Annotated in this window: 17 protein-coding genes and 1 pseudogene; 6 read left to right on the top strand and 12 right to left on the bottom strand. The window is 64.7% G+C overall.

Features of this window, described 5'->3' with window-relative positions; translation table 11 throughout:
• Window positions 1-415 precede the first annotated feature (415 nt).
• A pseudogene (locus OCK02_RS13710) lies at window positions 416-1,304 on the top strand (LysR family transcriptional regulator).
• A gap of 55 nt (window positions 1,305-1,359) precedes the next feature.
• Here OCK02_RS13710 and OCK02_RS13705 read toward each other — a convergent pair.
• A complete protein-coding gene (locus OCK02_RS13705) occupies window positions 1,360-2,244 on the bottom strand; it encodes a LysR family transcriptional regulator (protein WP_263813534.1) in 885 nt (294 codons plus the stop codon).
• A 251-nt stretch (window positions 2,245-2,495) separates the two neighbouring features.
• On the opposite strand from OCK02_RS13705, the gene OCK02_RS13700 reads away from it, so the two are divergent.
• The 3 genes from OCK02_RS13700 (at window position 2,496) to OCK02_RS13690 (ending at window position 6,336) form a co-directional block, all read left to right on the top strand.
• Window positions 2,496-3,122, top strand: coding sequence for a glutathione S-transferase family protein (locus OCK02_RS13700; RefSeq protein ID WP_263813533.1), 627 nt, complete (start codon window positions 2,496-2,498; stop codon window positions 3,120-3,122).
• A 353-nt stretch (window positions 3,123-3,475) separates the two neighbouring features.
• Window positions 3,476-5,236 carry a monovalent cation:proton antiporter-2 (CPA2) family protein gene (locus tag OCK02_RS13695; RefSeq protein ID WP_263813532.1) on the top strand — a complete coding sequence of 587 codons (1,761 nt, stop codon included), beginning with the start codon at window positions 3,476-3,478 and terminating at the stop codon, window positions 5,234-5,236.
• A 65-nt stretch (window positions 5,237-5,301) separates the two neighbouring features.
• Window positions 5,302-6,336, top strand: coding sequence for a homoserine dehydrogenase (locus OCK02_RS13690; protein ID WP_263813531.1), 1,035 nt, complete (start codon window positions 5,302-5,304; stop codon window positions 6,334-6,336).
• Here OCK02_RS13690 and OCK02_RS13685 read toward each other — a convergent pair.
• From OCK02_RS13685 to OCK02_RS13645, 9 genes are all read right to left on the bottom strand, one after another.
• Window positions 6,324-8,657, bottom strand: a complete 2,334-nt coding sequence (locus tag OCK02_RS13685; protein ID WP_263813530.1) for a polysaccharide biosynthesis tyrosine autokinase — start codon at window positions 8,655-8,657, stop codon at window positions 6,324-6,326. The two genes, OCK02_RS13690 and OCK02_RS13685, sit on opposite strands and share 13 nt — an antisense overlap.
• Window positions 8,658-8,751: 94 nt before the next feature.
• Window positions 8,752-9,657: a UTP--glucose-1-phosphate uridylyltransferase gene (locus OCK02_RS13680; protein ID WP_263813529.1), complete on the bottom strand. Its 906-nt coding sequence runs from the start codon at window positions 9,655-9,657 to the stop codon at window positions 8,752-8,754.
• Window positions 9,658-9,661: 4 nt separating this feature from the next.
• Window positions 9,662-10,663, bottom strand: a complete 1,002-nt coding sequence (locus OCK02_RS13675) for a glycosyltransferase family 2 protein (RefSeq protein ID WP_263813528.1) — start codon at window positions 10,661-10,663, stop codon at window positions 9,662-9,664.
• Window positions 10,660-11,610, bottom strand: a complete 951-nt coding sequence (locus OCK02_RS13670) for a glycosyltransferase family 2 protein (protein ID WP_263813527.1) — start codon at window positions 11,608-11,610, stop codon at window positions 10,660-10,662. The genes OCK02_RS13675 and OCK02_RS13670 overlap by 4 nt, the downstream gene beginning before the upstream one ends.
• Window positions 11,607-12,629 carry a glycosyltransferase family 2 protein gene (locus OCK02_RS13665; RefSeq protein WP_263813526.1) on the bottom strand — a complete coding sequence of 341 codons (1,023 nt, stop codon included), beginning with the start codon at window positions 12,627-12,629 and terminating at the stop codon, window positions 11,607-11,609. The genes OCK02_RS13670 and OCK02_RS13665 overlap by 4 nt, the downstream gene beginning before the upstream one ends.
• A gap of 13 nt (window positions 12,630-12,642) precedes the next feature.
• Window positions 12,643-13,842 carry a glycosyl transferase family 1 gene (locus tag OCK02_RS13660; protein WP_263813525.1) on the bottom strand — a complete coding sequence of 400 codons (1,200 nt, stop codon included), beginning with the start codon at window positions 13,840-13,842 and terminating at the stop codon, window positions 12,643-12,645.
• Window positions 13,843-13,922: 80 nt separating this feature from the next.
• Window positions 13,923-14,720 (bottom strand): glycoside hydrolase family 16 protein, encoded by a 798-nt coding sequence (locus OCK02_RS13655; protein ID WP_318530133.1) that lies wholly within the window; start codon window positions 14,718-14,720, stop codon window positions 13,923-13,925.
• Window positions 14,721-14,736: 16 nt separating this feature from the next.
• Entirely contained in the window at window positions 14,737-15,846 is a 1,110-nt protein-coding gene (locus tag OCK02_RS13650) for an acyltransferase family protein (RefSeq protein WP_263813624.1), read from the bottom strand.
• A 414-nt stretch (window positions 15,847-16,260) separates the two neighbouring features.
• Window positions 16,261-17,742: a lipopolysaccharide biosynthesis protein gene (locus tag OCK02_RS13645; RefSeq protein WP_263813523.1), complete on the bottom strand. Its 1,482-nt coding sequence runs from the start codon at window positions 17,740-17,742 to the stop codon at window positions 16,261-16,263.
• Window positions 17,743-17,864: 122 nt separating this feature from the next.
• Here OCK02_RS13645 and OCK02_RS13640 point away from each other — a divergent pair, with 122 nt between their 5' ends.
• Window positions 17,865-18,824 carry a glycosyltransferase family 2 protein gene (locus tag OCK02_RS13640; RefSeq protein WP_263813522.1) on the top strand — a complete coding sequence of 320 codons (960 nt, stop codon included), beginning with the start codon at window positions 17,865-17,867 and terminating at the stop codon, window positions 18,822-18,824.
• 48 nt (window positions 18,825-18,872) lie between these two features.
• Window positions 18,873-19,829: a polysaccharide pyruvyl transferase family protein gene (locus OCK02_RS13635; RefSeq protein ID WP_263813521.1), complete on the top strand. Its 957-nt coding sequence runs from the start codon at window positions 18,873-18,875 to the stop codon at window positions 19,827-19,829.
• A gap of 61 nt (window positions 19,830-19,890) precedes the next feature.
• On the opposite strand, the gene OCK02_RS13630 is transcribed toward OCK02_RS13635, so the two are convergent.
• Both OCK02_RS13630 and OCK02_RS13625 read right to left on the bottom strand, forming a co-directional pair.
• Window positions 19,891-20,898: a glycosyltransferase family 2 protein gene (locus tag OCK02_RS13630; RefSeq protein WP_263813623.1), complete on the bottom strand. Its 1,008-nt coding sequence runs from the start codon at window positions 20,896-20,898 to the stop codon at window positions 19,891-19,893.
• A 241-nt stretch (window positions 20,899-21,139) separates the two neighbouring features.
• The gene (locus OCK02_RS13625; protein ID WP_318530132.1) at window positions 21,140-21,427 is read right to left on the bottom strand and encodes an exopolysaccharide production repressor protein; all 288 of its coding nucleotides are present in this window, start codon (window positions 21,425-21,427) and stop codon (window positions 21,140-21,142) included.
• Window positions 21,428-21,450 lie beyond the last annotated feature (23 nt).

Genomic DNA, 21,450 nt, shown 5'->3' with positions numbered 1-21,450 from the left:
TCGCAGGGTCTGACTAACTGTGTCACGCGAAGGGGAACGATAGGCGGATCGCCAAAGCCAGACCGGATACCCTGGAGCTTCCATGCGGGTGATCCGGAACAGGACGCCGGCTAGCATCTCGAACAAGGATGGTTTCAGCGGGTCGGCAGCGAGCCCATTGGGGCGCATGGGCAGGCCAGGCACTTCGGGAACTGCGGCGGCAACGTTGGCGATGCCGGAAGAAGGCGCGAGGCCTCCATATCAATCCGGCGTTCCCCGATGCGGGACACACTGTCGCTTGTGGCCGCGCTACCCTATCCGAGGCCGGGATGACAATCTCGCGCAGGCGAGGGCAAAGGCGCAAATGGGTCGTCACCCGGAATGGCACGACGTTCTTTCGAAGTAGCCGTCGTTCAGGATGAGAGGGCGTCAACAATTGGACACGGATGATCTGCGGACATTTCTCGAAGTTGCCGACTCGGGCGGAGTCGCGTCAGCGGCGCAGCGGCTGGACATCTCGAAATCAATGGTGAGCCGCGGGCTCGGCCGGCTTGAAGCGGCGCTCGGTGCCCGGCTTCTGGAACGGACGACACGGGGAATGTCCCTGACCGAAGCTGGTGCGGCCTTCCACGATTATGCAGCCAGGGTCCGAGATTAGCGCGGCGAAGGAAACGATCCTGCCTGCGGGCGAACTTCGGGGGCTTCTTCGCGTGGCAGCGCCGCTGTCGTTTGGTCCGACACACTTTGCACCGGTGCTGGCGGAAATGGGGCGACGCCACCCCCAACTCCAGATCCACACCTCTTATGGCGAGCGCTTCGTCGACCTCGTTGCCGAGGGCTTTGATTGTGGCATTCGCGCGGGCTTCCTCGACGACTCGAACCTGATTGCAAAACGCATAGGCCCGCTCCACGGGAAGCTGGTCGCCAGTCCGGACTATATCAAAGCGCATGGATCGCCGGAAACTCTGGAGGAACTCTCCGCGCACCAGGCCCTGATGGGAGGAACGGAAACATGGAAACTGATGGACGGAGACAAGCTTATCTCCGTCAGCCCCAGGGGCCGTTTCAAGGCCGATAGCGGGAGCGTTCTTGCCGCCGCTGCGGTCGCTGGTCTCGGCGTTGCTGCGTTGGCCAATCAGTTCATCCGGGAACATCTGGCCGCCGGAACGCTGGTACCGGTCATGAAGCGCTATCCGCTCCCGCAGGCAGGAATATATGTGGTCAGGCCCCCGGGAGAGCAACCCAACCGCAAGGTCCGGGTTCTCTCCGAACTGTTGATCGAATACCTCGAGCCAGGTTTGAGCCGCGCCGCCGCCGGGTTCTGATTTCGACCAGCCGCGAACTCCATTCCTTGCCCCGACACAGCAAACTGGACACGCGTTAGCCTCCTGAGATTGGGCCGCGAGCAAGGCTCTCAATCAGCATTTCGGAGAGAATCCGAATCTTCCTGGCAGGATGTCGCGTGCGAGGGCAGACGATGTATACGCCGGCTTGCGGGACTGGATGGCGCGTCATCACCGGAACCAGTGCGCCCGACTTCAGATGCTCGCGAATGAGGCCGGTGGGCAGGATTGCCACTCCAAGCCCCGCGACGGCGGCAGCAACCAGAGCCATGCCATTGTCTGCCTTGAAACGCCCCCTGGGGTTGACGGCAACGATGTCATCGCCATCCATGAGCTGCCAAGTCTCGTTCCCTTGCATGAGTGCCTGATGGTCGATGAGTTCGTCCAGTGTCTCAGGCGATCCATGCGCTTTGATATACTCCGGACTCGCAACGACCGTCCCAAATACCGATGCAATGCGAGTCGACACCAGATCGGAATCTTTAAAATAGCCGAGACGGATCGCGCAATCGAAGCCTTCGGCGGCGAGGTCAACGACGTGATCGCTAAAGTTGATATGGACCTTCAGACGTGGATGGAGTCTTGCCATTTTCACGAGCACTGGTGCGAAATGGGTCGGGCCGAAGGAGAGGGGTGCCGCAATTCGCAGCAGACCGCGAAGCTCACCGTCTGGCAGGATCGTTTCCCTGGCGATGTCTATCTCGGCACAAACTCTGGCTGCATGATCGCGAAACGTTGCACCGGCTTCGGTCAATGACGCACCGCGTGTCGAACGCGCCAGAAGCTGTACACCGAGTTCCGCTTCCAGCCGGCGAAGTTGCCGGCTCACCATCGATTTGGACGTGCCGAGCCGCCGTGCTGCCGAGGTAATTCCGCCAGTATCGGCAACCTCCACAAATGTTCGCATGTCCTCGACGTCCAAGCTGCGTTCCCCATTCTGCGACATTGTATGGCATCAGGCAGCACTACCGTATTGCCGGCGCGAGTGACAAGGTCCGCATCGTAAACCGGTACTCGGGACAATCGTGTTCAACCCAGGTTTGTCGAATACGGTGAAGGCGGTCCGTTGCCAGGCCTGCCAGCCGCTTCGCGTCGCCGATACCTGCCACGGAAACGCTCTTGGTCGCCGAGGCTCCCGACTCGATCTTGAACAGAAAGGTGACTGTTAGAACAATGCCCACACTCTACTATGCCGCCGGTGCGTGTTCGCTTGCGCCCCATATCGCTCTCGAATGGATAGGCGCCCCATATGAGGCCATCAAAGTGCAGTATGGCTCTGAAAAGCTGCTATCGGTTAATCCGGCCGGCGCCGTACCGACCCTTCGCGAGGACGATGGCTGGCTCCTGACACAGGCCGGCGCAATACTCGATTATCTGGCGCACAAGCACCCCGAGGCCGCGATCGGCGGCGGCGATGATATGCGCGCCAAAGCTGAGGCGCGTCGCTGGTCGGCCTTTTTCACCTCGGATGTTCATGCTGCCTTCTGGCCAATCTTTGTGCCTGATCGCTACTCGACTGACAAAAGCGAGAAGGCTCTGCGCTCTGTCGTTGAAGCAGGGCACAAGCTGGTGGCAAAGCAGTTTGGTATTCTGGATCGTCACCTCAACGGCAGAGAGTTCATCCTCGATGGAGGACGCTCGATGATCGACGCCTACTCCTTCCCGATGATCCGTTGGGCGATAAAGCTCTTGCCGGGCGGCCTGACAGAGTATCCCAACGTGCAGGCGTTGCATGACAGGATAAGAGCGGATCCGGCTGTCGGGAGAATACTGGCGCGCGAGGCGAGCACGGGCGGGTAGTCAGAGAGGTTAAGGGCCACGGCGGAGCACAGGACAAGGCCATTCCGCGTTGTGCGACAACGGCACCGAAGTCGGGCGCTGCCTTGATATTGAGCGCATCCATGGTGCCGCCCGCTGCGATGAACGGTAGCGTTCCCCCATTCGCGACAGACTTTCGCGGATCGTGCGACTATGCTGCAGGTGTTCGCAACGCTACCAACAGGCGTTGAGACTCGTCGACGAAGAGCCTCCGGGTGGACCTTGCATCTGGATAAGCGGCTGCCTGCCGCCATGCGGAGCAACATGGGTGGCAGAAGGCGTCATCGGCCGACGCCGGTCGAGCGGGCGGCGCGTGAGATCGGAAGGGTGAGTGCATGGCTGAAGCGAGCTTGGGGCAGACGATCGGGCCGGCGATCGTCCTCATGGGGGCGGCCGTGGTCGCGGTACCCCTGTTTCGGCGGCTCGGCCTCGGCTCGGTTCTCGGATATTTCGCAGCCGGCGTGCTCGTCGGACCGTCGGTGATCGGACTGTTCACCGATGCCCTGTCCATTCTGCATTTCTCCGAACTCGGGGTGGTGATGTTCCTGTTCGTCATCGGGCTGGAACTGCGACCCTACAAGCTATGGGCCATGCGCGGCCAGATATTCGGGCTGGGTCTTGTGCAGGTTGCCGCGGCGACGGCAGCACTTTCGCTCACGGGCATGCTGGTCTTCGGCCTGCCTGCGACGGTGGCCTTTGTCGCCGGGGCGGGTTTCGTCCTGTCCTCGACCGCCGTCATCATGTCGGTGCTGCAGGATCGTGGCGAGATCTCGAGCCTCGAGGGGCAGAAATCCGTCTCCATCCTTCTCTTCGAGGATCTGATGATCGTGCCGCTTCTGGCGGTGGTCGCATTTCTGTCGCCGCTGTCACAGGGGCAGTCGGGATGGATGGACATTCTCCTGGCGCTTGGCGCACTGCTCATTCTTCTCGGCGTATCGAAATGGGGGTTGAACCCGTTCTTTGCATTGCTGGCGCGGGCCAGGACGCGCGAAGTGATGACGGCAGGCGCGCTGCTGGTGGTGCTGGGAGCCGCCTTGCTGATGGCCGGCGCCGGTCTTTCCATGGCGATGGGCGCGTTTCTGGCCGGGGTGATGCTGTCGAGTTCCAGCTACAGGCACCAGATCGAAATCGATATCGAGCCGTTCCGCGGCCTGCTGATGGGCCTGTTTTTCATGGCCGTCGGCATGTCGCTCGACCTCGCCGTGGTGGCCGCCGAATGGCGGCTCCTGCTCATCATGCTGATCGCCTTCACCGTCGCGAAGGGCGCGGTGGTCTACGCGGTCGCCCGCCTGTTCGGCGGCTCCAATCACCAGGCCCTGCACCGCACCTCGATGTTCCTGCAGGGCGGCGAGTTTGCCTTCGTGCTCTATGCCGCCGCGACCACCGGCGGCGTGATCGATGCGCGCGAAAATGCGCTGTTCACGACCGTCGTGATCTTCTCCATGGCCCTGACGCCGCTGCTGATGATCGCGGCAGACCGGCTGCTGCGCAGCGAGGCCTCGATGGAGGGTGTGGAAGCGGCCCGCGACCTGAGCGGACGGGTGCTCGTCATTGGCTTCGGCCGCTTCGGCCAGATCGCCTCGCAACTGCTTCTGTCGAAGGGCGTGAACCTTTCCGTCATCGACATGAACCCCGATCGTATCCGTGAAGCGGGACGCTTCGGCTTCAAGGTGTTTTTCGGCGACGGCACCCGTCTCGACACGCTGCATCATTCCGGCGCCGGATCCGCCGAGGCCTTGCTGATCTGCATCAACGATCCCAAGGCCGCCCTGCAGATCGTGGAACTCGTGCAGCATGAATTCCCGCAGGCGAAGATACTCGTGCGCAGCTACGATCGCGGTCATGCCGTGGACCTGATCCGAGCCGGCGTCGACTACCAGGTCCGCGAGACAGTCGAATCCGCCTACCTGATGGGAGCGGAAGGCCTGCGCGCATTGGGCTATGCCGAGCTTGACGTGGAGGAGGCGGCAGAGGACGTTCGCCGACGGGACAATGAGCGGCTATCCGAGCAGGTGCAGGGAGACGCCATGTCCGGCCGGGACCACCTGCATATCCGGCCCGTTCCGGAGCCATTGAGCAGCACAGCAGCAAAATAGACGAGAGGAAGTGGCGCGGCGGCGTACAGGTGTCGGTTGCGCCTGAAACCGGAAGAGCCGGGAAGATGAAGACATACAGGATTGCGATTGCAGGTTTCGGCGGTGTGGGACGGGCGACAGCGAGCCTGCTTCTGTCCCGACGGGCGCGTTATCGCGAGATCTACGGCGCGGATGTGCGGCTGGTGGCCGTCTGCGGATCACGGTCCGGCGCAAGAAGTGCGGACGGGCTTGAAGAAGAGCAGCTGGGCACGCTCGTGGACGGCCTGTCGGGGCCCGCCTTCGTCGAGGAGAGCGGCGCCGACATCCTGATCGAAGCGGGGCCGAGTGATTTTCGCACCGGTGGCCCGGGGCTTGCTTATCTTCGCTGGGCGCTGTCGGCCGGGCGTGACACGATCGTCATATCGAAGGGCGCGCTGGTTCATCGCGGGCGGGAATTGCGGGAGCTTGCCCGAGGGTCCGGTGCCATGCTGAAACTCAGCGGTGCCGCCGCAGCCGCTCTGCCGACGATCGATCTGGTCGAGCATAGCCTCAAGGGCTGCGAGGTGCTCCACATCGAGGGCATTTTGAACGCCACCACCAATTACCTGCTCGATGCCATGACGACACGCGGGATCGGCTTCGACGCGGCATTGCTTGAGGCGCAGCAGGGCGGTTTCGCCGAGGCCGATCCGCGCAACGACACGGATGGCTGGGACACGGCCTGCAAGCTGCTGATCCTCGCCAATTTCGGCCTCGGCGCCGATCTGGCGATGGATGATCTCACCGTCGAGGGTATCCAGTCGGTCACCGCCGAACGCATCGAGGCCTGGCGCGGAGAGGGGCTCGTTCCGAAACTCGTCGGCCGCCTTTCGCGTGTAAACGGCGCAATCAGCGCCGAGGTCGGCGTCAGGACATATCCTCCTTCCGATCCGTTCGCGAATATCCGCGGAAAGGACAAGGCGATCCGCATCGTGACCGATGCAATGGGCGAGACGATCGCAATCGGATCCGGCAAGGAACCGCTGGCGACGGCGGCGGCAGCGCTGAAGGATCTCGAACATATCCTGGCGGCGCGGCGCGGGCCAAGCCTCGGCGCCGCGCGCAAAGGCTACTCGGTGTAATATTTGGCGTAGTGCTTGCGGAATTTCTCCGAGCCGCCGCTGTCGCCATAGGCCGGTAGTTGCTCCATGTCGGTCTTGTTCAGCACCACGCCGAGGATCTTGGCGTTGATGTCGATCTCGGCCTCGAGAAGGTCGCGAACGAGGCGGGCCGGGGTCTTTCCCCATTCCAGCACGAGAATGAAGCCGTCGGCATGCTGGGCGAAGGCCTTCGCGTCGACGACCGGGCCGAGCGGCGCGAGGTCGACGATGGTGTAGTCGAAGGTCTTGCGCGCATTCTCCATCAGCGATCCCATCCCGGCGGATGCAAAGATCTCGTTGGTGTAGTGAAACTGATCGATACCGCTATGGGGCACGTTCGGCAGGATGGCGAGCTTGGTCTGCTGGTCCACCTTGATCGCCGAAGCCCACGGGACGTCCCCGAGCACGGCTTCGACGAGGCCTGCCTTCGGGGCGGTCTTCAGCATCCGGCTGAGGCTCGGATTGCGGATATCGGCATCGACCAGCAGCGTGCGCTTGCCAGCCGAGGCGAGCAGGAGGGCGAAGTTCGTGGCAAAGGTCGTCTTTCCTTCGCCCGGCACCGCGGAAATGATGCCGATGACCTTGTTCGGGCGGCGCTGCAGCAGCATCTCGCAGGAGAGCTTGGCATGGCGCAGCGTCTCCGCGAAGGTCGATTTCGGGGCGTCGCGCACGATCCGGGTCATCTGTTCCAGCGGCATCGGGGATACCGTGACGCGTTCGTCTTCCGGCAAGTCGGGCGTCTTCTTCAGCCATCCGAATCGGGAGCGATTCTTTCGGCTGCCGCCGCCGATGAGGGGGAGATAGCCGAGGGAGCGCAGGCGCAACTGCGTGCGGACGTCGCTTTCCAGCCGCAGGCCGCGCTCCTGCATTTCCTGCAGGAAGGCGAAGGCGCCGCCCGCCATCAGGCCGAGAACGGCTGAAAGTGCCAGCGCCATCGTCTTCTTGGGGCTGGAAGGGGAGACCGGCACGCCGGCTTCCGAGATCACGCGCGCCTTGGCGATCGGGAAGGAACGCTGCTGCGATGCCTCCTCGTAACGGTTGAGGTAGGATTCGTAGACGGCCTTGAGCGCGGTGGCCTTCTGCTCCAGTTCGCGCAGCTTGACCTGCGCCTCGTTGGCGTCGGAGTTGCGGCCGGCGACGCGGTCGATGTTGTCGCGCAGCGATTGCTCGCGCGACTGCGCGACCTCGTATTCGTTCCGGTACGTCGCCGTCATCCGCTGCAGTTCGCCGAACATCTGCTGTGCGAGGTCGCTCTTTTCCGTGCGCAGCGCCACCGCTTGGGGATGGTCGGCGCCGAAGTTCTTCGTGATGTCCTGCTCGCGCTTGCTGACCGCCGAATAGCGCGTCCGCAGGTCCTGGATGACGGTGCTGTCGATCTCCTTCGAGGCCACCGCGGAATTCTCCACGGCGCTTTCCGGGCCCGTCTGGACGATGGCGGCGAGCTGGTTGTAGCGGGCAGAGGCGCTTGCGGCGTCGGCCTGTGCGATGATGAGCTGGCTGTTGAGGTCGGCGAGCTGCTGGTCCGACATCAGCGCGCCGCGGGTGGAAATCAGGTTGTTCTCGCGCTTGTAGGTCTCGACCTCCATGGCCGCGGCCTGGGCACGCTGGCCAAGATCGCCCAGACGTTCCTGCAGCCAGCCGGATGCGCGTTCGGAGGCCTCGAAGTTGGCGCTCAGCTGGTCGGAGAGGAAGGCGTCGGCATAGGTCTTGGCGACGAGGGCGGAAAGCTGCGGGTCTGCGGACGTGAAGGCGATGGAGACGACGGAACTGCGCGAGACGCGCTCGACGCGCAGCGACTGCTGCAGCATCGCGGCCGCCTTCTGGCGCCGGGCATTCGCTGCGGCTTCTTCCGAGACGCGCCCCTGCTTGGCGAACATGCCGCCTAGCGACTTGAACCAGCCCTTGAGCATGGCTGTCGGCGACTTCGGCGGGTCCACCAGGAGCGGATTGGTCGAAAGATCGGCCTGGTCGACGACGCGCAGCGCCAGCTTGCCCGATTTCAGGATCTCGACGGTGCTTGCGATCCTCGTGTCGAGCTGCTGGCTGTTCTGCGCCGCGTTCTGCTCCTCCTCGGCGTAGCGCGAGAGGCTGTCGTCGATGAGCACCTGCGTCATCGATGTGTAGAGAGGCGTTGCGGTGGCCAGATAGGCGGCGCCGCTGATGACGAAGACGACCGCGCAGACCGCCAGCGTCTTCCAGCGGCGCAAGGCCGCCGAGACCAGCCGATCGAGATCGATGAAGGCATCGGAACTGTCCGCGGTGTGCGGCAGCGGCCTGTTCAGCGGTAGACTTCTCTGGTTCATTAAAACCTCACTGTTCCCGGACAGGGAAACCTGTCCTGGCTTCTTGCCGGGACAGGCCGAATATTGGATGCGCCCCGGACGGGCCGGACGCATGTTATGCCGCCTGAATGCGGCTCTCATGGGTCAGGACCATGTGCCTGACCGATTCGAACACTGGGCCGCCGATGTCGGAGCGCGACAGCGCCAGGGCGACATTGGCCTCGATGAAACCCTGCTTGGAGCCGCAATCGAATGTCCGCCCGTCATAGGGGTGGGCGTGGAAGCGCTGGGAATTCGACAGCTGCAGCATGCTGTCGGTCAGCTGGATCTCGTTGCCGGCGCCGCGTTCCTGCTTCGCGAGGAGACCGAAGATCTCCGGCTGCAGGATATAGCGGCCATTGAGGAAATAGTTCGACGGAGCTTCGCCGGCCTTCGGCTTTTCGACCATCGCGGTGACGGCAAAGCCGTGCGGCACGCTCTCGCCCTTGCCGACGATGCCGTACTTGTAGGCCTCTTCCGGCGGGCACTGCTCGACGCCGACGACGTTGCCGCCGGCGAAGTTGTAGAGATCCATCAGCCCGGCCATGCAGCCGCGCTCGCCGTGGCAGATCATGTCGGGCAGGAGCAGCGCGAAGGGCTCGTCGCCGATCAGGTCGCGCGCGCACCAGACGGCGTGGCCGAGGCCGAGCGGCGCCTGCTGGCGCGTGAAGCTGACCGTGCCGGCGGCCGGAAGCATGGCCTCGAGTTCGGAAACCTGCGCCTTCTTGCCGGAACGCGACAGCGAAGAGATCAGTTCGGGCGCATCGTCGAAGTGGTCCTGGATCGCCTGCTTGTTGCGACCGGTGACGAAGACAATGTGCTCAATGCCGGCCTCGCGTGCCTCGTCGAGCGCATATTGCACGACGGGACGGTCGACCACCGTCAGCATTTCCTTCGGCATGGCCTTGGTGGCGGGGAGGAAGCGGGTTCCGTTGCCGGCGACAGGGATGACTGCCTTGCGTACACGTCTGATAGAGTCCATCGCACTATCCTTTGCTGGTATGGGGGCCTTGGCCCGGGGATCTCTGGCCGGTTGCGTTCCGGCCGGGTCGTTTGTCGTTGCCCGCGAGGCGGCGAAGCCGCGCGGCGATCGGCATGCGAAGATGCCGGACGGCAGCCGGGTCGCCCAGGGCGGTGCGCAGCGCCTGAACGAACGAGCGGCTCTTTAGTTGCTCGACGAGGTCGAGAAAGGATCGGGCTTCGGTCAGGCTGCGGGTGCGCAGCCGCTGGGCCTTCCTGGCCGCCGGATCGAGGCTGTGACTGCCGACGAAGCGGTCGTCGGCCGTGAGCATCGCCTCCACGTGGTGCTTCTTCAGCATCCGCGAAATCGACCCTTCGCGAATATTGTAGATGTAGCCGGCGGCCGGTTCGACGACGCAGCGCCCGCCCCTGGCAAGCGCCGAGGCGAGCAGAAGGTAGTCCTCGCCGATCCGCAGGCTTTCGTCGAAACGCAGCGCCTTGTCGTCGAGGAAGCGGCGCTGGAACACCGGCTTCATGTAGCCGTAGTTGTGGGTGGAGCGGAAGAGCGCGTTGGAGGTGATGAAGGCCGGCAGCGTCAGCTGTGTCTGCCGCGCCAGTTCAGCCTCGGGGAACATGCGTTCGCGCGAACCGTCCTGCGAGACGACGTCGAGATTGTCGACGACGATCTGCGCGTTCACCTTCTCGGCGCGTGCGATCATGCGGGCGAGGCGGTCCGGCTCCACTGCATCGTCGGAATCGAGGATCGCGATCCAGCGGCCGCGCGCCGCATCGAGTCCGGCATTGCGCGCGCCGCCGGGGCCGCGGTTCTGCTGAAGCGCGATCAGTTGCACGCGCGGATCGGCAAGGCGGCCGACGACGTCGCGGGTATCGTCAGAGGATGCGTCGTCCACGACCAGCACTTCGACGGACACGTCGCGCTGCGCCAGCGCACTGGCGATCGCCCGCCCGATCGTTTCGGACGTGTTGTAGGCGGCGATGACGAAGGAGACGTCGGGCGTCTGGCTCATGGGGTGCGGGTCTCCGCTAGGCCGTATTGCTGGATCTCGCGGACGCCCGAAAGGCCACTGACGACGCCGGCATGGAGCACGGCGCGTAGGCCGTAGCCATAGCGGCGGGCAGGGGAGAAGGCCGTGGCGATGCTGGCTGCGGCGCAGACCAGCATCTTTGCGCCGGCAAGCCCGGCTGCGGCGAGGCGGCGCACGGGGCCGTCGGCCTTTTCGGCCAGCAGGCGGCCGTGGGTCTGGCCCATGCGGTAGCGGCGCCTGGCCAGCCATGCGAGCGAGGCGCGGCCGGGCGTCACCGGCTCGTGCACCCAGGCCTCGGGCGAAAACTCGATGCGGGCACCGGCTTCGGTGGCGAGCGTGAAGAATTCCGTGTCCTCGCCGCCGGTCTTGCCCAGCGCCAGGCTGAAGCGACGGCCGGAGAGGGCCGGCGAAGTCAGGCGCATCAGCACGTTGCAGGTATAGCCGGTGCGGATCTCGCCCCGAACCCAGACGGGACGGGTCGAATGGAGGTCGGCGCGCTGCATCCAGTTCGGCGTCGGCGTGCCGTAGATCGCCTTGACCGGGCCGAGCACGACATCGGCGCCGCTCTCGCCCATCGTCGTCACCAGCTTCTCCAGCCAGTCGGGCGTTGCCGTCTCGTCGTCGTCGATGAAGGCCAGGAGCTCGCCACGACTATGGTCGAGGCAGGCATTGCGTGCGATCGAGATGTTCGATGCCGGGCAATGGACATAGTCGATTGGGAAGGGGATCTGCGTGCGCAGTCCGTCGACCAGGCCGGCAGCGCTCGGCACGGTGTCGTTGTCGGCGACGACGATGCGCACCGCGCTGCCCTCGGGCACCGCAAGCGAGGCGAGAGAGCGTAGCGTCCGCTCCAGTTCCGGGCGCCGGTAGGTGCAGACTGCGATGTCGATCAGCGTGAACGGCAATGGCGGGGAGGCGGGAGCGCTCATGGCGTCACCTGTGCCTGCGTGAAGGACGAGGCCGACCGGCGGCGCGGCGAGAGCAGTTCGCGCCAGAAGCCGGCGGACCAGGCAAAGTGCATGATCATCGCCGAGACGGCGGCAAGCGGTCCGTAGGGGTTGCGCTGACCGACGGCCATCCAGACGCCGTAGCCGAGGCAGGCGGCCGCCCAGAAGCCGAACGGCAGGACCGCGGCCCAGTTGACGACGGCGAGCAGCGCACCGGCCGCCACCGGCGCCACGCTCAGCGGGATCATCTGGCGCAGGCTCGGCATGGCGCGATGCTTCAGGAGGTTGCGGGCGCGGCCACGGCCATAGGCGAAATACTGGCGGAACAGGGGTCCGGCGCTCGAGCGCGGATAATAGATCATGTTCGTCCGGTCGGTCATCCAGATGCGGTAACCGGCCTTGTTCAGGCGGAAGTCCAGTTCGGCATCTTCGTTGTGGCTGAAGGCCTCGTCATAGCCGCCGACGGCGCGGAAGGCGGCGATGCGCATCAGCGCGTGATGACCATGGTCGGCCCAGTGGCTCTTGGCGCCGACGCGGTGGCGGGCGCCGCCATTGCCGAGCTTGGAGTTCTGCGCATAGGCCGTCGCTTTCTGGAACGCGCCGACGCCGATCGTCTCCATGGCGACGACGACCGAATCCGCGCCCGTCGCCGTGGCCTCGTCGACCAGCACCTGGCAATAGTCTTCAGGATAGTCGCCGTGGGCGTCGATGCGGATCAGGTAGTCATATTCGTCGCCGAAGGTGGCGACGGCAAGGTTCACCGCCGCGCTCTGGATGCGCCCCGGATTGTCCAGAAGCGCGATGTCGTCGCGCAGGGCGGCGATGTCGCGCACGATCTCGCGCGTGCCGTCGGTGCTGCCGCCGTCGGCCACGACCAGCATCGCGTCGAGTTCCTCGAGCGCGCCGGCGAGCCGCTGGACGAGCGGGCCGATGTGTCGGGCCTCGTTCAGGCAGGGAATGACGATCAGGCAGCGAACGGATTTGAGCGGTTCACCGGTCATTTGGTTCGATCTCCTAAATGGCAGCCGACCCGTGGGGGCGGGTCCGTGCGGGGCTGCGAAAAGCGGTTTCCTCGGAATTGGCGATTGCCGAGAGGCGCTGGACGAGGTCCAGGCAGTCATCGCGGCGGAAGGTCCACTGGCGGGCGCCCTGCTCGACGATCCGGTCGGCCGCATCCGTGTAGCTCCGGCGGTCGATCTGCGAGAAAAGGTCGACCAACCCTTCCACCGAGGCGTCCTCGAGCACAAAACCGATATCCCGCCGGGCGATGAAGCGGGCGGTTTCCGTGCCCTTGATCGCGATCGGCACGGTGCCGTAGCGGCAGCCCTCGTAGATGCGGTTCGGCAAAAGCCAGGCGGAGTTCTGCCCTTCCTCGAAGAAGTCGATCGCCCAGGCAAACTGGACCTCGCCGTAGATCTCAGACAGGTCCTCCGGATTGCGGTAGGCGCCGCGGAAGCTCATGAACGGCTCGCCGCGCATGAAGCTGTCGAAATCCTTCAGTTCGGCGTAGGACGGACGACCCCGCACGACGATCTCGACCTTGCCTTCCATCGCCCGCGAGAACCGCGAGAGCAGATCCAGCGACTTGCGGCAGCGGAGCGCGCCGAACCAGCCGATCTTCCACGGCTCGTCGTCGGCCGGCGGCCGCGGGCCGGGGACGAGCGGGATGTCGTCGTCGAGGTCCAGCACCTTGTTTTCGAGCAGCATGACCGGCGCGTCGATGCCCGAAAGCGGCTCGAAATAGTTGTCGACATAGGCGGGCGAGCTCGTCACCAGCAGGCTGATGTCGCGCCCGAGCCGCGCCTCCGCCGCGCGCAGCATCCGCCCGCCGAGGTCCTGGCGCAGCAGCAGGCGGTGGATGTCGAGGCATTCGTAGACGACCGGGATGTCGCCGCCGAACAGCGACACCGCCCGACGTGCGAGCGCCAGCATTTCCAGGTTGCGTGCGATCACGATGTCGGGTCTTGCAACGCCCCGAAGCGAGGTGCCGAGATTGAGGCAGGCCCTTGCCACCGCGCCCGCCCGCTGGACGAAACGCGCATCCTCCGTGGCGCCGAGTTCGATCGTCGACAGGCTGCCGATCGCAGCCCCGGCGTTCTCGCCCCGGCGGAAGCCCGCAAGCGTCACCTCGGCATTTCCGGTCTGTAGCGCAAGGACCCTGCGACGGATCGCAGGGTCGGAGAGGTCGTGCGCCAGATAGAGGATATGCAGCATGGGATGATCCCGTTTCTTCACCCGGCATCATTCCGGGCCTTGACGAAAGTGGCAGTCTCGGGCGGGGCTTTCGCCGCGCCTCAGTTCAGGACGCAGGCGACGGATTCGGCGAACTGGCAGTCGTCGCCCGGCGCCGTATACGCGATGCGGTCGATCTGCATGGAGGTCGGGGCCGTGTAGTTGAAGCTGCCCATCCAGCCGCTCAAAGTGTCGGTTCCCCAGAGGCTGACGAAGATCTTCTGCGCGTTCGTCGGAAGCTTCGCCGGGTCGGTCACCTCGTGCACCATCTGGCCGTTGACGTAGTAGCGCAGCCGGGCCTGCTCCCAGACGAAGGCGTAGTCGTTGAAGCCGTTGTTGGCGCCGCCGGGCACGTCGACCAGCTTCTCGTTGCCGCCCTTGGCGGCGACGTACTGGTTGAGCTGCACCCTGGCGGAGTTCTTGCCGAGAACCTCGAAATCGATCTCGTCGTGCGGCTTCTTGTCGGCCGGGCCGATATAGGTGAAGAACGCCGAGTTCAGTCCGGAGCCTTCGGCCGTCTTCATCCGCACCTCGTAGGTGCCGTAGCCGAAGCGCTTGCGGGTCTGGATCTCGCCGCAGGCGAATTCGCGTTCGCCGAGCTTGCGCTGCTCGAAGGTAAGATTGAGCACGCCCTCGACGATCTTCACCTGGTCCTTCGACCAGGTGCAGTTCTGGTGCTTGCCGTTGTTCCAGCCGTCGGAGACGTACCAGACCTTGCGGTCCAGCGTGTCGAAGTTCTCGACGAAGGAGGCGCCGTTCGCGCCTTCCTGCGCGATGGCCGGAGCGGCGGAGGTGGCGCAGACGAGCGCTGTCAGCGCTGCGAGGCAGGTTTGGGTCGTGGTTCGTTTCGTGGTCGTCATGGGCGATCGCATCCTTTCACCGTTGCGGGGTCGAGTAGCGGACATCATGGGCGGCGGTATTGGAAATCGGCTTGCGTGCAGCCGAGCGGCTGCCGGTCAAAAGGGCATGCAGGCCCGGCAGGCTCTTCTGGACGATGGCGTGGGTGACGACGAGGATCGTGATCGTCAGCAGCGGCGCGGCGAAATAGAAGGCGACATAGTGGTCGATGCCGACGCGGTTCCACACCATCCACAACCCGACGAGCAGGGGATAATGGGCGCAGAAGATCCAGAAGCTCAGGCCGCCTCCCTTCGACAGCCGCGTCCCGAGCCGGGTGCGCAGCAGAAGGTCGGACAGCGCCCAGGCGCCGACGATGCCGGACAGTGCGGTCATGGCGCGCAAGATCTCGAGCCAGACCGGGAAGTCGGGTCCGACGAGGAAGAGCGCCACGGACAAGAGAAGTGCGGCGGCGACGACGGCGGCGGAGATCTGGCTCGCATAGCGGTCGATGGCGCCGACGTCGACGCGGTGGAGTGCCACGGCGATGCCGGTGCTGAAACCGAACAGGATCGATTTCTTCAGGAAGATTCCGTTCGGCACCGGCAGCACCGCATAGGCGAAGAACACCAGCAGCGTTGCACGCGGATAGCGCAGGACCAGCAGCGCCAGCACCGGCGACAGGACAAGGCAGAGAAGCAGGTCGCGCAGGAAATAGAGCGGCAGGTTGATCGGCCAGCCTTCCAGGGCAAGCGCCAGCGTCGCCATTTCGCGCGGAGTGGCATGGACCACGTCCGGCAGATAGCCGAAGCCGATGCCGACCTTCTGCGCGAGGAAGACGAACGCCAGGAACGACAGGTTCCAGAGCAGGAAGGGCAACAGCACTGTGGTCGCCTTGGTGCGCAGCGTCTTGCCGTAGCTGAAGCCTTCGAAGCCGCGGCGGAACAGAAGATAGCCGGAGATCGCGCTGAGGCAGGGAACGCCGATCCGGAACAGGCTGTCGCCCAGGAACACGCGCAACCAGTCGACCAGGCCGTTCAGTCCCAGAAACGGGCTGTTGGCCGGATCGTAGGGAACATGCACGAATACGATGCCCGAGATGAGCACGATGCGCATCAGATTGATCCGCGAAGAAACGCCCGCGTTCATATCCACGATATCAGCTACTCCTAATGGGCCCCATTTCCGGCTGCCGTTTCGGACAAAGCAGACTTGTGCCCGCGTCGAAAATGGTAGGGCGGTTAGGGCGGAAAAATATGGCAGTGCAGCAAGAATCTCGGCAGGGTTTGGTTGCACTGCACAATAAGGGAAACGCCGGCGGTCACCAAAATGTGTCCAGGGCGCTACCGCAACCGGCGAAAAGGCACGCTGGCACCGTAAATTGCAGAAATTGCTAATAGACTCAGATACATGCACGTCTTGGCTGTATTCCGGCCGAGGAAATTTCGCATTTTTTGCGTTTTGCCACCGTTTCAGGTTCTGTTCCTGTTGCCGGGGATGGTCAATTGTGGCGAAAAGGCGGCAAAACGATTCAAGCCATCGTTGCGGAGGCTCGCGACCTGCTCATTGGGCCGGGCTGGGTGCGGCGGCGGGCGCGCGTTTCCGGGCGAGATCGACGAGCTTCCGCAGGAGCGGGCGCTCGGTGAGAAGGACGAGCGCGGCATAGATCACGCCGCCGATGACGGCGCCGACCGCGACCTGCAGCGCCGCGTTCGGGACGAGATGGCCGAAAGTGGTCAGGAGCAGGCGGACGACGATCGCCATCAGGGCGGCGGTGAACATCGGGCGGCAGCAGGTCAGGAAGCCACGGACGAAGGGCGTGCCGTCCGCCCGGAATACCACCATCGAATAGCCGACGAGGACGAAGGCGTTGACGGCGCAGAGCCAGATCATCGCGCCGACGAGCGTGCCGTTATAGGCGCCGAAGGCGACAGCCGCCGTGGTGATCACCGCGCGAAGGATCGCCCACCAGAACAGCGTGCCGCCGTGACCGACGCCCTTCAGGTAGGGGATGAACGTGCTGCACGGGGTCAGGATCCCTTTCGACAGCGCAAGCAGTCCCAGCACCGGCCAGGCATAGGCCCATTGATGGCCGAACAGCGTGAGCATGGCGGGTTCGGCAAGCGCCCACAGGCCGAACATCATCGGCGCCAGCAGGACGGTCGTGACCTGGGTGCTGAGCATCAGCGCGTTCGAGCGGCGGGCGCTGTCCTGCATCATGCTGCTGAAGGCGGGAAAGAGGACGCCCATGACGGCCGAGAGCACGACCTGGTTGGGGATGCTGGAGAAGCGGTTCGCCGCCGAATAGGCGCCGGCATCGGCGAGCCCGAGAAACCGGGAGATGATCACCATCGGCGACTGGAAGCTGACGAAGTTGGCGATCTCGGAGCCCATCATGCTCAGGCTGAAACGGGCCAGGCCGAGGACGCGGCCGACCGACATCTGCAGCGCGGGAACGTAGCGCGAGACGGCGAAGAGACCCACGAGCCGGATCGCCGCGGAGAGGAAGAGCTGCACGATCAGCGCCCAGACGCCGAAGCCCGCGAGCGCCAGCACCACGGCGGCGATGGCGCCTGCCGATTCCGATACCATGCTCCAGAAAGCATCCTTGCCGAACTGCATGCGCCGCGCCAGCAGCGCATAGGCCACATCGCCGGCCAGTTGCAGCGGGATCAGCAGGGCCATCAGCCGCACGAGATAGGCGGCCTCGGTGGCGCCGAGCAGGCCTGCGACCGGCTCGGCCCAGACGTAGAGCCCGACCGCCATGAGGCAGGCGATCGCCAGATTGGCCCAGAAAACCGAGTGAATCGTCTTCATATCCTCGTCACGCTGGAGGATTAGGGCGGACGCCAGACCGGCGCCGCCGATCATCGCCAGGAACTGTACGACGGTAAGCGCGACGGCCACCGCGCCGAACTCTTCGGGGGTGAGGATTCTTGCCAAAATCGGGACCGTGACAAATTTCAGCCCGAATGTGCTTGTCTTGGATAAGACGCTCCAGCCGACGTTTCGCGTGACCGATTTCGCGTTGATGGCAGTGGGCATGGCCGCGTCCCGAATGCTGGAGGAGAGGGAAGTCGCTTAGTTATCAAGACTTTAGTGCATGCCTAGATCTTTGGGAGGAAGCCGGGCACATCTCTTTGTAGGAAAACCGAAAAGGCGAAAAGATGGCGAAGCTGACTGTCGCGATCCCGTACTACCAGAAGGAACCAGGCATCCTGAGGCGTGCCCTCGCCTCCGTTTTCGAGCAGACTTACACCGATTTCCACATCATTGTCGTGGATGACCAGTCGCCGTTTTCCATCGACGAGGAACTGGCTCCCCTGAGCGAGAACCGGCGCGAACGGATCACCGTGATCCGCCAGCCGAACGCCGGGCCGGGCGGCGCCCGCAACACGGCGCTGGACAACGTGCCGGCCGACAGCGAATTCGTGGCCTTCCTGGATTCCGACGACATCTGGACCCCCGATCACCTGAAGAACGCCTATGAAGCGATGACGCGGTTCGGCGCCGACTGCTACTGGGCGTCGATCACCGGCGGAGATGCGTTCTACTATCATTTCGGGGTCGCGGACCTCGAGAAGACCGAAAAGGTCGACCGGCTGCAGGAGAACCCGCTTCTCGTCGAAATTCCCGAGCTTTCCAGCGTCATGCTGAAGAACTGGAGCTTCCTCCACCTCTCCTGCATGGTGATCGGCCGCAGCCTGTTCGAGACCGTCCGCTTCGATGCGAGGCTGCGACTGGCGGCAGAAGACGTGCTGTTCTTCTGCGATTGCGTCCGCGCCGCGGGGCGCGTCGTGCTGTGCGATGCCGCCGGCGCCGTGCGTGGCGAGGGGATCAACATCTTCCACGCCATCGACAACGATTCGCCCCAGTTCCTGAAGCAGCAGTTCAACACCTGGGTGGCGCTCGACCTTCTGGAAGGCCGGTTCGCGCAGCGCTCGAGTGAGGCCGATTCGATCCGGTCCTACAAGAGCACCGCGCGGCGGCAGGCGCTGTGGAGCCAGGCCCGCCGCGTTCGCCGCCGCAAGCTGCCGCAGTTCGACCTTCTGGCGAAGTGGGTCATGCGGGACCCCAGCCTTCTGCGCAGTGTCTTCGAACTCGCGGCCGGCAAGATCGCCCGCTAGGGCCAGATACCGGCGCTCGCCCCCCATCCCTCGTCTCAGGAGACGTATATGAAGCCCTATTACTGGGAATCCGACCACGGCAATTTCGGCGACGACCTCAACCTCTGGCTCTGGGATTTCCTGCTGCCCGGGTTTCGCGACGTTCACTCCGACGTGCTGCTTGTCGGCGTCGGCACCGTGCTGAACAGGGAACTGCTGCCCGACACCGGGCGCAAGCTGGTCCTCGGCAGCGGCTTCGGATACGGCGCCCTGCCCGACATGAGCGACCGGGACCTGTGGGACATCCGCTGCGTGCGCGGTCCGCTGACGGCGCAGAAGGTCGGCGTCGACGAGCGCCTCGGCATCATCGATCCCGCGGTGATGGTGGCCGACATGCCGGAGTTCCGGCACCTGTCGAAAACCCACAAGAAGAGCTACGTGCCCCACTGGGAATCGGCGATCGCCGGGGTCTGGTCGGAAGTTTGCGCCACGGTCGGCATCAACTATATCGACCCGCGTGGGGAAGCGAAGGATGTGATCTCCGCGATCGCCCGCTCGGAGCTCATCATCGCCGAATCCATGCACGGGGCCATCCTCGCCGACGCCTTCCGCGTGCCGTGGGTCGCCGTCTCGACCTCGCGGAACATCAACAGCTTCAAGTGGAACGACTGGGCCGGAACGCTGGGGGTCACCTACAGGCCGCGCCATGTGCCGATCTCGAGCCGGGCGGAGGCGATCATGAAGGGCAGCCGCTTCTGGGGCGTCGAGTTCGAAGCGCCGCAGGCCCCCGTCGCCGAACCGGCCGCGCGTCCGCCGGCGTCCGATGGCGAGGTGCTGGTACGGCAGCCGGACACCCGCAAGGGCGGGCTGCGCCTGGCGGCAAAGCAGGTTCTCGCCGTCCGCTCGGCACTCGCGCTGTGGCAGGCGAGCCGCGCCGAGCCGCAACTCAGCACCGACAGGGCCCTTGCCGAACGCAAGGAACGGTTCCTGTCGGTCCTCGACGGCGTCCGGCGCGACTATTTCTGAGGCAGGTGACGCGGCGCCGGATCCCGAGGCGGGTCCGACACCGCGCTGGTGATCGGCTCGTCTACCGCGACGAGCCGGCCGGCGAGGCCAGGAGGTAGCGGACCGCACCGGTGCCACCAAGCGCTGCCGGCGCCGCGGCCTTGCGGCGGAAGCGGTCCGTCTTGTCGAGCAGGATGCCGCCGACGATGGCAGGCAGGGCGGCCGGATGCGTGGCCGCATAGGCAAAGGCGCGCCCCTTGCCGTGCTGGTTCTTCAGGTCGAGGAAGTGGCGCAACTCGTAGCGCGCGCGAATGTGGCGCTCGTGCCTTTCGATCAGGGCGCGCTCCTGGCGCGAAAGCCCGGGCTGCGCCAGGATGGCCCGGTCGGCCTCGTAGAGGCGCCGCAGGTCCTCGGTGCGATGGCTGCTGCTCAGAGAGTTGCCGCGCACGACCGCGCCGTAACCGCAGCTGTGGATGATCTTGTAGCGCGCACCGTGGGCGAGGGCTCGCGCATAGAGATCGTAGTCTTCCCCGAGCCGCAGCTGTTCGTGATAGCGCAGTTCGTTGCGGTCGAGAAACTCCCGCCGGATCAGGGGCTTGAGGAAACCGACCTCGCCGCGCTGGACGCCGCGCCTGGAGATGTTGCCCTCGATGAAGCCGTTCAGGTCGAGCAGGCGGGGTTGCGGCGCGATCTCGGCGATGTCCAGTTGCCCCTTTGCCGCCCGCGCCTCGTCGACGAAGACGATGTTGTCGGCAATGAAGTCCCAGTCGGTCTCGGCGAGCATGCGCTGGAAACGGCCGGGCAGAAGGAAGTCGTCGGCGTCGAGGATGCCCAGGATCGGCGAGTGCGAGGCGCGAATGGCCTCGTTGCGGGCCGCCGCCGGACCGCGGTTTTCGTCGAACCGCAGGATCTTCAGGCGGTCGCTGTCACCGGCGGTGGCGCGCGCAGCACCGGCCGTGTCGTCTGACGAGCCGTCGTCGACGACGATGACCTCGTTCGTCTCCGGTTGCTGCAGCGCCGAGGAAACGGCCCGCCCGATCGTCTGGGCGGCATTCTTGGCAGCGATGATGACGCACACTTCCCTGATCATCGTCCGATCGGCCTCCATCTTGAGATTGCGTTCGACACGCAATCGTTGGCACCTTCGCGGGCACCGGGTCATGGTGCGGCGCAGCATGGCGGCAACATGGAAGACGATCTTGTCCCAATCGGGGCATCGCGAAACTTCTGCTCGGACAAGGGTGTGCTCGGCAAGGGTGCCCGTCAACGCAGCCTGCGGGCGTGCGCGTTCGCGGAAGGACCTACGAGAAGGGAAGGGCCCGGTCTCTGGCTCAGTAGTTGGAGTGGCCGGGCTTGTTCAGGGAGGTGACGCGCAGGCCCGCCGCCGCATTCTCGGCGAGCGATGCCGCCCGGATCGCTTCCTCCGTCTCGCGCCTTCGCTCCCGCGCCTCCTTCCACACCAGGAAGAGAACGCCGACGAAATAGCCGACCTGGAGAAGGACGGCACAGATCAGCGTCTGGATCAGCGTGTCGGACAGCGATCCCGTCAGGCCGTAGGTTGCGAGACCGAAGACCAGCAAGGCACCGATCATGCTTATGAAGACGCGTGGACCATACATCGGGCTAGCCCGGATTCATGTGA

The organism is Rhizobium sp. TRM96647, assembly GCF_025780115.1.
In the GTDB taxonomy this organism is placed as follows: domain Bacteria; phylum Pseudomonadota; class Alphaproteobacteria; order Rhizobiales; family Rhizobiaceae; genus Mycoplana.
This window is presented reverse-complemented; position numbering and strand designations above follow the sequence as displayed.

Bases quoted from the DNA above. Each gene is read 5' to 3' on its own strand.
- OCK02_RS13635 (WP_263813521.1), top strand. From the start codon at position 18,873: ATGAAGCCCTATTACTGGGAATCCGACCACGGCAATTTCGGCGACGAC.
- OCK02_RS13640 (WP_263813522.1), top strand. From the start codon at position 17,865: ATGGCGAAGCTGACTGTCGCGATCCCGTACTACCAGAAGGAACCAGGC.
- OCK02_RS13660 (WP_263813525.1), bottom strand. From the start codon at position 13,842: ATGCTGCATATCCTCTATCTGGCGCACGACCTCTCCGACCCTGCGATC.
- OCK02_RS13630 (WP_263813623.1), bottom strand. From the start codon at position 20,898: ATGATCAGGGAAGTGTGCGTCATCATCGCTGCCAAGAATGCCGCCCAG.
- OCK02_RS13645 (WP_263813523.1), bottom strand. From the start codon at position 17,742: ATGCCCACTGCCATCAACGCGAAATCGGTCACGCGAAACGTCGGCTGG.
- OCK02_RS13675 (WP_263813528.1), bottom strand. From the start codon at position 10,663: ATGAGCCAGACGCCCGACGTCTCCTTCGTCATCGCCGCCTACAACACG.
- OCK02_RS13695 (WP_263813532.1), top strand. From the start codon at position 3,476: ATGGCTGAAGCGAGCTTGGGGCAGACGATCGGGCCGGCGATCGTCCTC.
- OCK02_RS13685 (WP_263813530.1), bottom strand. From the start codon at position 8,657: ATGAACCAGAGAAGTCTACCGCTGAACAGGCCGCTGCCGCACACCGCG.
- OCK02_RS13700 (WP_263813533.1), top strand. From the start codon at position 2,496: ATGCCCACACTCTACTATGCCGCCGGTGCGTGTTCGCTTGCGCCCCAT.
- OCK02_RS13650 (WP_263813624.1), bottom strand. From the start codon at position 15,846: ATGAACGCGGGCGTTTCTTCGCGGATCAATCTGATGCGCATCGTGCTC.
- OCK02_RS13625 (WP_318530132.1), bottom strand. From the start codon at position 21,427: ATGTATGGTCCACGCGTCTTCATAAGCATGATCGGTGCCTTGCTGGTC.
- OCK02_RS13690 (WP_263813531.1), top strand. From the start codon at position 5,302: ATGAAGACATACAGGATTGCGATTGCAGGTTTCGGCGGTGTGGGACGG.
- OCK02_RS13680 (WP_263813529.1), bottom strand. From the start codon at position 9,657: ATGGACTCTATCAGACGTGTACGCAAGGCAGTCATCCCTGTCGCCGGC.
- OCK02_RS13665 (WP_263813526.1), bottom strand. From the start codon at position 12,629: ATGACCGGTGAACCGCTCAAATCCGTTCGCTGCCTGATCGTCATTCCC.
- OCK02_RS13670 (WP_263813527.1), bottom strand. From the start codon at position 11,610: ATGAGCGCTCCCGCCTCCCCGCCATTGCCGTTCACGCTGATCGACATC.
- OCK02_RS13655 (WP_318530133.1), bottom strand. From the start codon at position 14,720: ATGACGACCACGAAACGAACCACGACCCAAACCTGCCTCGCAGCGCTG.